The 13,158-nt window shown below is 66.7% G+C and carries 15 protein-coding genes; 1 reads left to right on the top strand and 14 read right to left on the bottom strand.

The window, feature by feature from the left end:
- Window positions 1–4: 4 nt before the first annotated feature.
- The gene (locus A6A05_RS04510) at window positions 5–1,240 is read right to left on the bottom strand and encodes a pilus assembly protein TadG-related protein (protein ID WP_172822187.1); all 1,236 of its coding nucleotides are present in this window, start codon (window positions 1,238–1,240) and stop codon (window positions 5–7) included.
- A gap of 10 nt (window positions 1,241–1,250) precedes the next feature.
- Window positions 1,251–1,649: a pilus assembly protein N-terminal domain-containing protein gene (locus tag A6A05_RS04505; RefSeq protein ID WP_068497892.1), complete on the bottom strand. Its 399-nt coding sequence runs from the start codon at window positions 1,647–1,649 to the stop codon at window positions 1,251–1,253.
- Window positions 1,650–1,828: 179 nt separating this feature from the next.
- On the opposite strand from A6A05_RS04505, the gene A6A05_RS04500 reads away from it, so the two are divergent.
- On the top strand, window positions 1,829–2,578 hold the full coding sequence (locus A6A05_RS04500) for a tetratricopeptide repeat protein (protein WP_245644192.1): 750 nt from the start codon (window positions 1,829–1,831) through the stop codon (window positions 2,576–2,578).
- An 89-nt stretch (window positions 2,579–2,667) separates the two neighbouring features.
- On the opposite strand, the gene A6A05_RS20665 is transcribed toward A6A05_RS04500, so the two are convergent.
- The 12 genes from A6A05_RS20665 to A6A05_RS04445 all read right to left on the bottom strand — a co-directional run bounded on the left by A6A05_RS20665 (window position 2,668) and on the right by A6A05_RS04445 (window position 13,154).
- Complete coding sequence (locus tag A6A05_RS20665; protein WP_156520893.1) at window positions 2,668–2,877, bottom strand: hypothetical protein; 210 nt, start codon at window positions 2,875–2,877, stop codon at window positions 2,668–2,670.
- Window positions 2,878–2,880: 3 nt separating this feature from the next.
- Entirely contained in the window at window positions 2,881–3,177 is a 297-nt protein-coding gene (locus A6A05_RS04495) for a hypothetical protein (RefSeq protein WP_068497888.1), read from the bottom strand.
- 2 nt (window positions 3,178–3,179) lie between these two features.
- Window positions 3,180–4,574 carry an MBOAT family O-acyltransferase gene (locus A6A05_RS04490; RefSeq protein ID WP_068497886.1) on the bottom strand — a complete coding sequence of 465 codons (1,395 nt, stop codon included), beginning with the start codon at window positions 4,572–4,574 and terminating at the stop codon, window positions 3,180–3,182.
- 2 nt (window positions 4,575–4,576) lie between these two features.
- Window positions 4,577–5,854, bottom strand: a complete 1,278-nt coding sequence (locus A6A05_RS04485) for a GDSL-type esterase/lipase family protein (protein ID WP_068497884.1) — start codon at window positions 5,852–5,854, stop codon at window positions 4,577–4,579.
- Window positions 5,854–6,543, bottom strand: coding sequence for an SGNH/GDSL hydrolase family protein (locus tag A6A05_RS04480; protein WP_068497883.1), 690 nt, complete (start codon window positions 6,541–6,543; stop codon window positions 5,854–5,856). Before A6A05_RS04480 ends, A6A05_RS04485 begins: the two co-directional genes overlap by 1 nt.
- A gap of 100 nt (window positions 6,544–6,643) precedes the next feature.
- Entirely contained in the window at window positions 6,644–7,975 is a 1,332-nt protein-coding gene (locus A6A05_RS04475) for a class I SAM-dependent RNA methyltransferase (protein ID WP_068497880.1), read from the bottom strand.
- Window positions 7,972–8,556 carry an ABC-type transport auxiliary lipoprotein family protein gene (locus A6A05_RS04470; RefSeq protein ID WP_068497879.1) on the bottom strand — a complete coding sequence of 195 codons (585 nt, stop codon included), beginning with the start codon at window positions 8,554–8,556 and terminating at the stop codon, window positions 7,972–7,974. Before A6A05_RS04470 ends, A6A05_RS04475 begins: the two co-directional genes overlap by 4 nt.
- Before the next feature lie 11 nt (window positions 8,557–8,567).
- Entirely contained in the window at window positions 8,568–9,518 is a 951-nt protein-coding gene (locus A6A05_RS04465) for an MlaD family protein (RefSeq protein WP_068497878.1), read from the bottom strand.
- The gene (locus tag A6A05_RS04460) at window positions 9,515–10,348 is read right to left on the bottom strand and encodes an ABC transporter ATP-binding protein (protein WP_068497876.1); all 834 of its coding nucleotides are present in this window, start codon (window positions 10,346–10,348) and stop codon (window positions 9,515–9,517) included. Before A6A05_RS04460 ends, A6A05_RS04465 begins: the two co-directional genes overlap by 4 nt.
- Window positions 10,345–11,145: an MlaE family ABC transporter permease gene (locus tag A6A05_RS04455; protein ID WP_068497874.1), complete on the bottom strand. Its 801-nt coding sequence runs from the start codon at window positions 11,143–11,145 to the stop codon at window positions 10,345–10,347. Before A6A05_RS04455 ends, A6A05_RS04460 begins: the two co-directional genes overlap by 4 nt.
- Before the next feature lie 6 nt (window positions 11,146–11,151).
- On the bottom strand, window positions 11,152–11,478 hold the full coding sequence (locus A6A05_RS04450; RefSeq protein WP_068497873.1) for an STAS domain-containing protein: 327 nt from the start codon (window positions 11,476–11,478) through the stop codon (window positions 11,152–11,154).
- A complete protein-coding gene (locus tag A6A05_RS04445; protein ID WP_068497871.1) occupies window positions 11,475–13,154 on the bottom strand; it encodes an ATP-binding SpoIIE family protein phosphatase in 1,680 nt (559 codons plus the stop codon). Before A6A05_RS04445 ends, A6A05_RS04450 begins: the two co-directional genes overlap by 4 nt.
- Window positions 13,155–13,158 lie beyond the last annotated feature (4 nt).

Below are 13,158 nucleotides of genomic sequence, written 5' to 3'. Positions count from 1 at the left end.
GTTTCTACTCCACCAGGCGGACGCTGGTGGTGCTGGTGTCCAACCCCAGCGCCGCGCAATTGTTTTCCATGTCGGCGCTGCCGGTGAAGACCACCTCGCGGGCGACGATGCGGGTGCAGCCGCCGCCGGTGGCGTTGCCGCCGGTGAACTTGACCTCTTGCCGGGGGAAGTAGATGGCTCCGTTGATGTTCATGGTCGAGCCGCCGTTGAACTTGTTGTCCGGCCCGGTGGGCGCGTTGCGATCCTGATAAAAGGCGATCCCGGCATAATCGCCGGTGCTAGGCGCGGTCAAGGAAATGCTGGCCCCGCCATTGATGTCGGCCAGGGCGTAATCGCTGCCGGTGCCCGTCAGGATGATGGTCACGCCGCTGCCGGTCAGGCTGGCATTGCCGTTGACCTTGAAGGTGCCGCCCTTGACGACGTAGGTGCCGGGCGACAGCGTCACGTCGCCTTGCGAACCGATTTCCATGCCGTCGCAATAGGTGCCGGGCTGCAGCGTCTCGGATTGCTGGGCCTTGCTTTTATAGCCGGTCTTCAAGCACGACCCGGTGCTGGGCGACGGCAGATCGGCGAACGGATCGGCGATGGGCGAGATGCCGGTGCGGGGCGTCGCCGCCGAATTCAACACCCCCGACCCCGATACCGAATAATTGCCGACCAGATCGACCCAGTCGGTGTTCAAGGTAGCGCTGCCCGACACCTGCATCGCTTGGGCACTGGTGGAATTGGCGGCGACGCCGCAGCCGATCAGGTTGATGGTGGCGCTGCCGGTAAAGTAAAGCGCCTGGGACTGCACCCCTTCCAGCGCCAGCACGCAGGCCTGGCCGTTCTGGATGACCCGGGCCACGGCGCGGGCGCGGATGGTCACAGCGTCGCCGCCTAGGAACAATCCGGCGAACAGCAGGGTGCGGCTGCGGCTGACCGTCACCTCGACGGCGCTGGAATCGCCGGCATAGGCCCCCGAACCGGGAGGCACCGCCACCGAAAGGCTGCCGCCATTGGCCTGGGAAAAGCCGTTGCGGGCGGCGTCGCGGGCCGCCGCGCTCGAGGCCTGGCCACCGTCGGCCACCTCGAAGGCGCCGCCCATGGCCGCCGCGTCGGCCTGGACCTGCAACACCCGCTTGTCGGCGTACCACATGCCGGTTTCCACCCCCAGCCCGACCAGCCCCAGCAGGACCGGAAGGGTGATGGCGGTCAACGGCGCGACGGCGCCGCCGTCATGGTGAAGCAGGGCGAACACGGCCCAAGGCCTATTTGGGCGCCGGCGTGCCCGGTGCCTGATCCTCAAGCACACGAACGCAACGCGGCGCGCACGAGAAATGAGTTTCCTTGAAGCCGGACTTGTCGGCGGTGATAACCGACACCTGGCGCTGGTCGCCGCCGGTCACCACCACGGGCTGGCTAAGCAGCACCCGGCCGGCGCCATCCAGCACGGTCAGGCTGGTTTCGCCATAGCCCTTGCCGATCACCACCAGCCGGCGCGACCCTTGGACCTGAACGTCGGCGACACGCGGATTGCCGACAACCACGTCGCGGGCGGCACCGTTCAGCGGCACCACGATGACCTCGTCCCGGCCGACCCGCAACGGCTCGGCCCAGGCCGGAAGCGCCAGCACAACAAGAAGGGCGGTCAATATGGCGGCACGCATGGGAAGCCCCACTTCAGTCGTTATCATACAGTAATCACACTAACACAAACCAATGACCCATTCAAAATATAATAGCGCTGGAAACAAGGCCGCATTCTGGCATATGGTAATAGCAGTTAACTTGCTGCGGACCAGAGGAAAACAAAATGTCGAAAATTTTATATAGTTTTCGTGCTGTTTTGTCTGCAAGTGCGCTCGCCATTATTCTTAGCGGCTGCGGCACCACCCAGACCAGCACCCCCACCATCTCGGGCCTGTCCGAAGCGGTCGAGCCGTCGCTGCGCCAGGCCGCCCGCGAGGCCGAGGCGTCCTATGATTACCGCAGCGCCGTCCAGCATTACCGCGCCCTGCTGGACCGCCATCCCGACGACCAGCGCCTGGCCCTGTCGCTGGCGCGCAACCTGCGCTTCTCGGGGGCGTCGCAGGGGGCGATCGATTTGTTGAACTCCCTGGCCGGAAGCGAACGCTCGGCCCTGGTGCTGGCCGAGTTGGGCAAGGCCTATCTGGCCGCAGACCGCCTGGGCCTGGCGCTGCGCACCCTTCAGGAAGCCCAGGCAAAGGCGCCGAAGAATTGGGAGATCGTCTCGGCCGTGGGCGTCGCCTATGATTACCAGGAACAATGGGACAAGGCGCAGGCGGCCTATCTGACCGCCCTGGCGATCAATCCCGACAATCCGGTGGTGTTGAACAATCTGGGCCTGTCTCGCGCCCAATCGGGCGACCTGGACGGCGCGCTCGACGCCCTGCGCCAGGCCAACGAACAACCCGCCGCCAAGGCTCAGGTCCGCCAGAATTATGCCCTGCTGCTGGCCTTGAAGGGCGACGTTACCGCCGCCGAGCGGATGGCCCGCAAGGACCTGACCGCCGAACAGGCCAAGGGCAACGGCCAGTTCTATCGCCAATTGGCCATGGGTCTGCGCGGATATTGAGTCGTCCGCGCAAAAGTCCTTCGCTTCGCTCAGTGTACTTTCGCACGTTGGCTCAAAAAGAGAAAAATAGGCTTGGGACGGCCCTGCTCCTATTTTTCAGGCCTGTCGTTTTGCCGGATTTTCGGCCCCTTGGGCCGCAAATCCGGCAAAACCGTGGCCGCCACGAGGCGAGCCGTGCTCGCCTCGTGGCGGGAAAACACACCAATCCCGCGCGGAAAGCTTGCTTGAGCACGGGATTTCCAAACAAACATCGGGGAAAAGTACACCGAGGCGAAGCCGAGGGACTTTTCCACGGGCAACTATTAATTCTGCAGTTGGCGAAAGCCGGACCGGGCCGCCTCGGCCGGACGGGTCAGGCCGACCTGGCCCATCCAGGCGTGCCACTGGTCGGCCGCATTCACCGCCAGATCGCTGGCCGGATGGACCGGCAAGGCCAACGCCCAATCCAGGATGGCCTGCGAGCCCAAGACCAGCGTCACCGCACTGGCCAGCGCCACCATCCGGATGACGCTGTGAAGCGGCATGCGCACCGCACCTGTCATGGATTCGACCGGGGGGCGGCGGGTCAACGGGCGGGGCGGTTGGGACAGATAGCTCATGGCTAGAACCTGAAATAGATGAAGGGGGCGACACCGTCGGGTCCCAGGCGGTCGATCAGCACGATCGCCGCGCCCAAGGCGGCGGCCTGGGCCGTGCGCGGCAAGGTGGCGACCTGGCGTTCCAGCCAATCCAGCCGGCCGGCCGGCAGGAAATGGGCACCGATCCCGCCGGCCAGCAGGGCCAGCACCATGGGTTGGGCGACCTGGCTGGCCTGGCTTAAGCGGGCGAAGCCGGCCAGATAGTCCAGGGCCAGCCCCAGATCGGGGGCACGGAACAAAATCCAGGTCAGGCACACCAGATGGAAGGTGACCAAAACGGCCGCCCCCCGTTGCCAGCCGGCCAAAGGCTGGCGGCCTTGGGCTGCCCGGTGTTCGACCACCAGCATCGCCCCATGCAGCAGCCCCCAGGCGACGAAGGTCCAGGCGGCGCCGTGCCACAGCCCGCCCAGCAGCATGGTGATCATCAGGTTGCGGGTCCGCCGGTCCTGACCGCCCAGCGAGATGTACAGATAGTCGCGCAGCCACGATGACAACGAGATGTGCCAGCGCCGCCAGAAATCGCGCAGGCCGACGGCGCGATAGGGCTGGTTGAAGTTCTGCGGAAAGCGATAGCCGAACAGGGCGGCCACGCCGATGGCGATGTCGGTATAGGCGGAAAAATCGCAATAAATCTGCACCGCATAGCCATAGGCGGCCAGCATCAGGTCGATGGCGCCAAAGGCCTGCGGGTCGCGAAACACCGGGTCCACCAGTTCGGTGGCCAGGATGTTGGCCACCACCACCTTCTTGAACAACCCGCCCAGGATCAGCAGGAAGGCGCGGATTGCCGGAATTTCGGCCGGATCGACCGGTCGCCGGAGCTGGGGCAGGAAATGGGCTGCGCGCACGATGGGACCCGCCACCAATTGCGGGAAGAACGAGATGTAAAGCAGCATCTGCAGGGCGGAAGCCGGGCGGTCCAGCGTGCCGCGATACAGATCGACCAGGTACGAGATGCCGTGGAAGGTGAAGAACGAGATGCCGACCGGCAGCAGCACCGACAGGAACGGCAGGTCGCGCCCGACGCCCAGCAGGATCAGCAACTCGTTCAAGGATTCCAGGAAGAAGTTGAAATATTTGAAGACGGCCAGGCAGCCCAGATTCAGGACGATCGCCACCGTCAGGATGGTCTTGCGCCGCTGGGGGTCGGGGGAATCGAAGATCAGCCGGCCGAACAGATGGTTTCCCAGCGAACTGGCCGCCAGCAGGGCGCAGAACCGCCAATCCCAGAAGCCGTAGAACAGGTAGCTGGCGGCGGTCAGGAAGGCCAGGCGCAGGCGATGATGGCCGACCAGCGCCCAGGCCACCGAGAACACCACCAGGAAGAACAATCCAAAGTTCAGCGTCGGGAACAGCATGTCTATCTCGGCTTGACCGGCAGGGATTTGGCCTTGAACTGGGCGTAACCGTCCATCAATTGCTCGAACAGCGCATCCGCAGCACTTTCATACCCTAAAGTGGTGAAATGAACGTAATCGCCGCGGGCCATTGGCGGCTCGGCCTTGACCCAGCGTTCGATGCCGCCCGGCTCGGGCATTTGCGCCGACCAGTCCCAGAAGGCGGCACCGGCTGCTTGCGCCTCCTGGCGCTGGATGGCCCGCACCAAGGGCAGGTTGGCGGGGGTGAACCAGCGGCAAGGCGCGGGCTTCTTGCCCTTTTTGGGCTTTTCCTTGCAGGCCGGGGCGGCCCGGCGGCCATCGGGCGGGCCGGCCACCAGGATGGGGGCGCGCCGGCGCCATTGGCCCAGCACGCGGGCGAAGGTCGCGCGGTATTCCGCCAGGTCCAGTGTCACCTCGAACCCTTCATTGGTGCCGTAGGCCAAGATCACCAGCGTCGGGCGCAGCGCTTCCAGGTCGGCGGCGACGCTGGCCGGATGCCAGCGTTCGACCACCCGCACCGTCGCGCCGACGATGCCGAAGCTTTCCACCAGCACGCCGGGACGCGCCTCGAGCAGGGACCAGCCCTTGATCCGGACATCGGGGGCGGACGTCGCCAGCCCCAGGGTGCGCGCGCCGTGCGGCGCCGCGACCTGGACATGGCCGGGCCGACCGTCGGGGCCTTCGGTGGACACCGTCTCGACCGCCTCGCCGTCCAGCAGTACCTCGAAGGCGCCGCCGACCTCGGCATGCAGGAAATCGATCCGGGCCGACTGGAACAGCTTGTCCTCGGTGGGCGAGACCTGCATCCAGCCGCCGCCCTGGCCGCTGACGGCGACGAATCCGCTCAGGCCATAGGCCAGATCGTCGGGGTTGCCCTGCTTGCTGTTGCGCATGGTCCAGGCGCCGCCCTGGGCCAGCGATACCTCTTTTTGCCGGATGCCGGGAAAGGTCTTGCCGGGCGGCATGGCGCCGCGTCCGGCCGCGCCGAACATCTGCTGGAACCGGCTGCGCAGCCGGCCCGAGAAGACGTCGCCGGCAGTGTGGCTGTCACCCAGTTGCAGGATGTGCAGGTGATCGATCTCGCCGGCCTCGAGCCGGGCGAGGTCACGGTAGAACCCGGCCAACGCCTGGGGGGCGATCATCTTGCGGGAATCGGTCTGCAGGGTCGGGGCGGCGGATTTGCGCTGCGGCGCGGCCAGGGCGGCCCCTACCCCCGTTACCGCCATCATCGCCACCAGGGCCAGCCGCAGCAGAACCATCAGGGCTTATCCGCGAACCGGGCCAGCACCTTCAGGGCAATTCGCTCGTAACCGTAATGGGTGAAATGGATGCCATCCTCGAGACGGACCTGCCGAGATTTGCCGGCATCGTCGGGCAGATGGGTAACGAAGGCCCCGCCCTCGCCCTTGAAATCATCGATCAGCGGCAGATAGGTGACCCGCTTGCCCTTGGCGGTCGCCGCCACGAACACCTCGCTCAAGGTCTGGCTGCCCTGGTTGGACTCGTCCTTGGCCATGATCGGCAGGCCCAGCCACACTACCGGAATGTCGCGGGCGGCGAAGGCGTCCAGCATCTTCTCGATGCGGGCCTGATAGACCTGCTTCCAGCCCGGCGTGCCGAACAGGAATCCGCGCCGGTTCTCGTCGCGCACGCTTTGCAGGTCGTTGGCCCCGACCATCACCACGGCATGAGTGATGCGATCGACCTCGAGATTCTTGGGCAATTCCTCGATCCAGGCGGGAAAGTCCGGCCGGGTCAGGCCGGCGCCGACCTTGGTGTAGCGAAACACCTTGTCGCCCTCGTTCTTCTTCAGAAGGAAGGTCAGCGCACTCCACACGCCGTCGCCCAGCGAATCGCCGAACACGCCGATGGCACGCTCGGCCGCCGCCAATGGACGGGCGAGGAAAAAGGTCAGGACGACAAGTCCCACGATGGCGAACGGGCGCATGGCAGGCATTCTGGCAAACGGGAGAGGACGCCCACCTGGACAGGCTCGGGCGACGCCACTCTACTCAGCCGCGCACAGCGTGGCAACTGGTGTCCTACAATTATTTGTGCCTGACCAGTACCGCCACCGCTTCCAGATGGGCCGACCTCGGGAACTGGTCGATGGGAGTGACCCGTTCCAGCCGATAGCCGCCCTTGGCCAGGGTCTGCAGGTCGCGCGCCAGGGTCGCCGGATTGCACGACACCGCCACCACCCGATCCGGCCCCGATTCGGCCAGCATTTCGGCCTGAGCCGCCGCACCGGCCCGGGGCGGGTCGAACAGAACCGCGTCGAAACGCTTCAGTTCCTGGGCGTGCAGCGGACGGCGCGACAGGTCGCGCACCTCGGCCGTGACCTTCAGCCCGGCCCGGGACGCGGCCGCTTCCAGGGCACGAACCGGGGCTTCCTCACCCTCGACGGCATGGATTGTGCGGCCCTGCGCCGCCAGCGGGAAGGTGAAGCTGCCGCAGCCGGAAAACAGGTCGGCGACCTGACGGGCCGGGCCGATGCCGGCCAGCACCGCCGCGGCGATGGCGTTCTCGCCGTCCTTGGTCGGCTGCAGGAAGCCGCCCGGGGCCGGCTCGACCTGAACGGGTCCGAAGCTGACCACGGCCGGGCGGCGGCGCGCGATGGGATCGACGAAGCCCGCCCCCGGCCGGCGCCACGACAGCCGGGCCAGATCGTGGGAATCGGCGAAGGCGGCCAGGCGCTCGCGGTCGAACAGGTCCAGCCGGGCATCGGCTTCCACCAGCACGTCCAGCCCGGAATCGGCTGCCAGAATGGTGACGTCGCCATCCTCGCCGGCGGCGACCACCTCGCCCAGCATGCGGCGCAAGGGGACGATCAGGGCGGCCAGGGCCGGGTCCAGCAACAGGCAGGCATCGATGTCGATCACCGTATGACTGGCGCGGCCGTTGAAGCCCAGGATCGTCGCCGATTTCGAGCGATGGAAGGCGAAGGTGGCCCGCCGTCGGGTCCCGGCCGGCACCTGGATCAACGGATCGACAAGGGCGTCGGCGAAACCATGGCGGGCCAGATGGGTGACCAGCAGGTCGCGCTTCCAGGCGCCATAGGACGCGGCCCCCACATGCTGCAGCGAACAGCCGCCGCAGCGGCCAAAATGGGGGCATGGCGGGGTGGCGCGGTCGGGGCCGGGCGCTTGCACCTCGACCAGGGCGGCGACCAGACCGTCGCCGCGCCGGCCCTCGATGCGGGCGATGACCCGGTCGCCGGGAACGGTGAAGGGCACGAACACCAACTCGCCCAGCAGACGGGCGATGCCGTCACCGCGCGCGCCCAGTTCGTCGACGGTCACCTCGACCGCGCGGGGGGTGACGGCATTGCCCCGCGCCTTGGCGCGCGACGGCGGAGCGTGACGCTTGCGAAGGCTCATCGCCGCGCCCGACCCAGATCGGCGACGAAGCGGGCCAGGATGTCGCTGACCGCGGCGCCCAGCGCCTTGACCTCGGCATCGGGACCGGTGGCGGCCGGCACCTCCGCCCCATAGGTTTCCTGCAGCACCAGGCCGCCGTCTTTGGCCGACACCACCGCCAGACGGATCCTGGCCACCACCTTGCCCGAGGACGGCACCAGCTCGAACCGCGAGATGCGGCCGCGCAGGATCCAGTCGGGCGGCACCCGTAAATCGGGCGTGGTGATGGTCCCGGCGATGCCTGCGCCGCGCAGAACCTCGGTCAGGTGTTCCTGCAGCATCACCGCCGGCACCTCGGTCCACAGATCATAGCGGTAGCGGGCCAGCGAGCCGTCGGCTTCCTGATAGGCCAGGGGCCGCTCGTTCAGCATGCCTTCGCTTTCCAGCCGGGCGACTTCCAGCACGCCGGGCAGCACCGGCGCGGTGAAACGCTGGGCGGGCTGGGCGATTTCGAGCCGGTGGAAACTGTCCCGAGGCGGTGCCGGCGAGGCGCAGGCGGACAGGGCCGAGGCCAATACCAAGATGAAAGCCTGCTTCCTCATATCCCCCTCTCCTACCGCTTGCCCGGCCCGTCGCCGGCGCCCTTGGTGCCACCGATCAGCACGCCGGGATTGTCGCGGATCTGGCGCGAGAATTCGTGCACGTTACGGCTGGTGCCTTCCAGATTGTAGGTCACCGAATCGATGGTCCGTGCCACCGCCTGCAAGGTATGACGCAAATCCTTCAGGGATTGATCGACATTGCCCTTGTTGGCATCGATGGCCCCGATGATGCCGTCCAGCTTCTTGCGGCTGTCCTGCAGACCGGCCGTCAGTTCGGCGACGTTCTTCAGGGACTGGCCGATCTGGGCGGCGTTCTGCTCGGTGACCACGGAATTGGCCAGGGTACCGGTCATCTTCTGGACGTCCGAGGTGATGCGCGGCGCCTTGGCGGCCAGATCGGTGCTGATCAGGGCCAGGTTGGCCAGCAATTCCGGCGCCTGCTTTTCCAGCACGCCGCCCAAGGTGGCGACCTGCTGGTTCAGCGTCGCCATCAAGGGCAAGAGCCCTTCCTGGTTCAGTTTGGTGACCTGGGCCGACATGTCGTTCATGACGGCGAAGATGTTGGCGGCGGGAGCCCCGGGAATGGCCGAGCCGGGCTTCAGCAAACTGTCCGAGGTGGTGCCCTTGATATCGACCACCACCGCGGCCAGGATGCCCGGCGCGGTGATGCGCGCCACCGAGCCTTCCGGCACCGGCCAGCCTTCCTTGACCGCCAGCTTGACCTTGAAGCGGGTCTTGCCCTCGACGCGGACCGGCTCGATATCCTCGACGGTGCCGACGACGAAGCCGTCATAGGTCACCTTCGAGCCGAACTTGATGCCGCCGACATGGCCCAGTTCGGTGAAGTAGATGTCGGCCGAGCCGGTGCGGCCGGTCAGCAAGGCGACGGTGACGACCAGCGCCGCCAGCATGGCCAGCACGAACGAGCCGACGATGACGTAATTGGTGCGCGCGTCCCTCATAGACCCTTCCTCGCTTGCGGGCCGAAGCGGGTGCTCCGCTCCTTTTCGCCCATCAGCCGCCGCAGATAGGCGTCGGGATCGACCTCGGCCTCTTCGGTGCGGCGGTTCAAAAGATTTTGGATACGCTCGTTGTCCGAGCGGCGGATCGCATCGACGGTGTCGAGCGCCAGCACCTCGCCCTTGTCGAGCACGCAGATGCGGTCGGCGATCTTGAAGGCGGAATCGAGATCGTGGGTGACCACCACGATGCTCATGCCCATGGCGTCGCGCAGCCTAAGGATCAGGTCGTCGATCGAGGACGCCACCACCGGGTCCAGCCCGGCCGAGGGCTCGTCACAGAACAAAAGGCGCGGGTCCATGACGATGGCGCGCGCCAGGGCGGCCCGCTTGATCATGCCGCCCGACAACTCGGCCGGCATCAGATTCTCGAAGCCGGCCAGGCTGACCACTTCCAGCTTCAGGCGGGTGACGATGCCGATGGTGGTCTCGTCCAGCTCGGCATGCTCGCGAAGCGGAAGCGCTATGTTCTCGCCGACGCTCATGGACGAAAACAGCGCGCCGGACTGGAACGCCACCCCCATGCGGGTGCGCAAGGCCTGGCGTTCAAGGGCCGACACCGCATGGATGTCCTTGCCCAGGATGCGGATGGTCCCCGATGTCGGGATCAACAGCCCCAAAAGATGGTTCAACAACGTGGTCTTGCCCGAGCCCGAACCGCCCATGATGATGAAGATCTCGCCCGGTTCGACCGTCAGCGAGACGTTCTTCAAGATGTGCCGCGACCCGTAGAAGGTGTTCAGGTTCTCGACGACGATGGAGGACTGGCTCATCGGGTCACCATGAAGACGAACAGCATGTCGGTGACGACGATGGCCGAGATGGCGTGCACCACCGAGCGGGTGGTCATCCGCCCGACCCCTTCGGCGCCGCCGGTCACCGAGGCGCCGTTGACCACGCCGACGATGGTGACCAGCACGGCGAAGATGGCCGATTTGGCCAGGCCGTGCAGCAGATCGTTCAGCTTCAACAGCGACAGCACCTCGTCGGCATAGGCGGCGAAGGTGGTCTGCAATTCCACCGCGATGTAAAGGCCGGCGGCGGCCAGCCCGACCAGATCGGCCCACAGGGTCAGAAGCGGCATCAGCACCACCATCGCCACCAGGGGCGGCACCACCAGGAAGCGCACCGGCGAGATGCCCATCACGGTCAGCGAATCGATTTCCTGGTTGATGCGCATGGTCCCCAGCCGGGCCGCCAGGGCGGAACCCGATCGGCCGGCCACCAGGATGCCGGTGATCAAGGGCGAGAATTCACGCACGGTGGACAGCGCCACCCCCAGGGTGACGCGGCTTTCCGCGCCGAAGGTCTTCAGCGTATAGATGCCCTGGATCGCCAGCATCAGGCCGATGGTGGCGGCCAGGACGGTGATGATGGGCAGGGCGGCGATGCCGATATCCATCGCTTGCGCGAAGATCGGGGCCAGGCGCACCGGCTGCTTGCGCGCCCGGCCCAGCACCAGCCAATAGACCGACTGGCCCAGCAGACTGGCGGCGAATCCCAGCTCGGCGACGCCCCGGGTGGTGGCGCGCCCGACATTTTCCAGAACGTCCAGCACCCGATCGCGCATCGGCCCTTAAGCCTTCAGCCCGGCCGCGACGGTCTCGGCCAAGGCGAACACCTTGTCGAGACGGGCGAGCTGCAGCACCCGCATCGCCGGCTGGCTGACCGCCGCCAGGACGAAACGGCTGTTGTTCTTGCGGGCCATCTGATAGGCCTCGACCAGCGAGGCGATGCCCGACGAATCGATATAGGCGACACCGGACAGATCGACCACCACATCGCGGCTGTCGAACATCAGCTCCATCAATTGCTTGCGCACGGCGGGCGAACGCTGCAGGTCGATCTCGCCCTCCAGCGTCACCACCATCGCACCTTCTTGCTCGCGAACATTCACGTTCATTGGTTCCCCAGCCCCTTCACCATCCGCAACAGGTTGCCCGCCCCGGCAGGCGGCTTCAAGAATTCGACGCGATCCATGATCTCGCGGATCAGGTGCGTGCCCAATCCGCCGGGACGAATATCGTCCAGGTCGCGCGGCACCACCCGGGCCGGATCGACCGGAGCGGCAAAATCTAGCAGATCGATCACCAATTCGCAGCCTTTGCGACGAAGCTCGACGATCATGTCGCCGGAATCGCTGCCGCCATAGGCGTGACGCACCACGTTCTGGCAGGCCTCGTCTACCGCCAGGATGATGTCGCCGACCACGGAATCCTCCAGTCCCTGGGCGGTCAGCGCCCCGGTGACGGCCCGGCGCACCTCGGCCAGGCTGGCCGGCACCGCCGGATAAAGCCGGCGCAGCAAGGGGCCGTCGCGACGGTCCTCGACCACCAGCATGGTCAGATCGTCCTTCAGCGCGGCGCCCTCGGGGGCGACCTCGGCGACCACCGCGCGCAGGCGCTCGGGCGCCGGCAGCAGGCGATGGCGCGTCAACAGCCGCTCGACCCCCAGGGACCCCAACATGCGCCCGTCGTCGTCGGCCTCGGTCAGGCCGTCGGTGAACAGGTAAAGGGCGCCGCCGGCCAGGTCGATCTCGCTTTCCGGGCAGCCGGCGGCGAACATTTCCGGGATCACCCCCAAGGGCGGCAGGCCTTCGTCGATGCGGCTCATGCGCGCACCACAGCACAAAAGCGGCGGCTCGTGCCCGGCATTGGCCAAACGCACGCGGCCGGTGGCCGGGTCCAGCACGCCGGCGACCATGGTGACGAACATCCCGGCCGACCCGGTCTCGGCCAGTTCGGAATCGATGGCCTGCAAAAGCGCGCCGGGGCCGTCCAGGCGCTTGGCCAGGCAGCGGAACAGGCTGGCGGTCTTGGCCATCAGAAGGGCGGCGTTCATGCCCTTGCCCGAGACGTCGGCGATGGCGAAGGCCAACCGGCCGCCGGGCAGTTCGACCACGTCGAAGAAGTCGCCCGACACCCCCCGGGCCGGCAAATTGATGCCATGGATGGGAAATTCCGCGCATCTTTCCTTGGGCAGCATGGCCCGCTGGATGTCGGAGGCCAGGGCCAGTTCGCGCGACAGCGCCTGGCGTTCGGCCATGGCGGCGGCCTGGCGGGCATTGATCAGGGCCAGCGCGGCGGAAGCGGCCAGCGCCTGCAGCACGCGGACATCGTCGGAATCGAAGCTGCCGCCGCCCTTCTTGTTGAACAGTTCGATGGCGCCCAGCCGTTCGTCGCGCACGGAAAGCGGCGCACACAGGATCGAGCGGGTGCGAAAGCCGGTATCGTCGTCAACCCGGGCGGCGAAGTCGGGATCGTCGCGGGTGTCTTGCACCAATTCGGTGGCGTTGCGGCTGACCGCGCGCCAGACGATGCCCTGGCCATTGGGCAACCGCAATCCGGTCACGTCGGTCGGGCCGAAACAGGCCCGGCACACCAACTCGCCGCTGCCTTCCTCCATCAGGAACAGCGAGGCCGCCTCGGCCTCCATGCGGGTGCTGATATGGGCCAGGCCGACCCGCAACGTCTCCTCGATGTCGTAGGAGCGGGCGAAGTCGCCGGTCATCTCGGCGATCAGGTCCAGGTCGTCGGCCAAGGTGGCCGGAAGTTGGGTGGGATTCTCGACGACAGCCATCGGC

Origin of the sequence: Magnetospirillum moscoviense (assembly GCF_001650635.1) — a bacterium.
Lineage (GTDB): Bacteria > Pseudomonadota > Alphaproteobacteria > Rhodospirillales > Magnetospirillaceae > Magnetospirillum > Magnetospirillum moscoviense.
This window is presented reverse-complemented; position numbering and strand designations above follow the sequence as displayed.

Bases quoted from the DNA above. Each gene is read 5' to 3' on its own strand.
- A6A05_RS04485 (WP_068497884.1), bottom strand. From the start codon at position 5,854: ATGGTTCTGCTGCGGCTGGCCCTGGTGGCGATGATGGCGGTAACGGGG.
- A6A05_RS04505 (WP_068497892.1), bottom strand. From the start codon at position 1,649: ATGCGTGCCGCCATATTGACCGCCCTTCTTGTTGTGCTGGCGCTTCCG.
- A6A05_RS04490 (WP_068497886.1), bottom strand. From the start codon at position 4,574: ATGCTGTTCCCGACGCTGAACTTTGGATTGTTCTTCCTGGTGGTGTTC.
- A6A05_RS04455 (WP_068497874.1), bottom strand. From the start codon at position 11,145: ATGCGCGATCGGGTGCTGGACGTTCTGGAAAATGTCGGGCGCGCCACC.
- A6A05_RS04470 (WP_068497879.1), bottom strand. From the start codon at position 8,556: ATGAGGAAGCAGGCTTTCATCTTGGTATTGGCCTCGGCCCTGTCCGCC.
- A6A05_RS04445 (WP_068497871.1), bottom strand. From the start codon at position 13,154: ATGGCTGTCGTCGAGAATCCCACCCAACTTCCGGCCACCTTGGCCGAC.
- A6A05_RS04465 (WP_068497878.1), bottom strand. From the start codon at position 9,518: ATGAGGGACGCGCGCACCAATTACGTCATCGTCGGCTCGTTCGTGCTG.
- A6A05_RS04495 (WP_068497888.1), bottom strand. From the start codon at position 3,177: ATGAGCTATCTGTCCCAACCGCCCCGCCCGTTGACCCGCCGCCCCCCG.
- A6A05_RS04475 (WP_068497880.1), bottom strand. From the start codon at position 7,975: ATGAGCCTTCGCAAGCGTCACGCTCCGCCGTCGCGCGCCAAGGCGCGG.
- A6A05_RS04460 (WP_068497876.1), bottom strand. From the start codon at position 10,348: ATGAGCCAGTCCTCCATCGTCGTCGAGAACCTGAACACCTTCTACGGG.
- A6A05_RS04450 (WP_068497873.1), bottom strand. From the start codon at position 11,478: ATGAACGTGAATGTTCGCGAGCAAGAAGGTGCGATGGTGGTGACGCTG.
- A6A05_RS04480 (WP_068497883.1), bottom strand. From the start codon at position 6,543: ATGCGCCCGTTCGCCATCGTGGGACTTGTCGTCCTGACCTTTTTCCTC.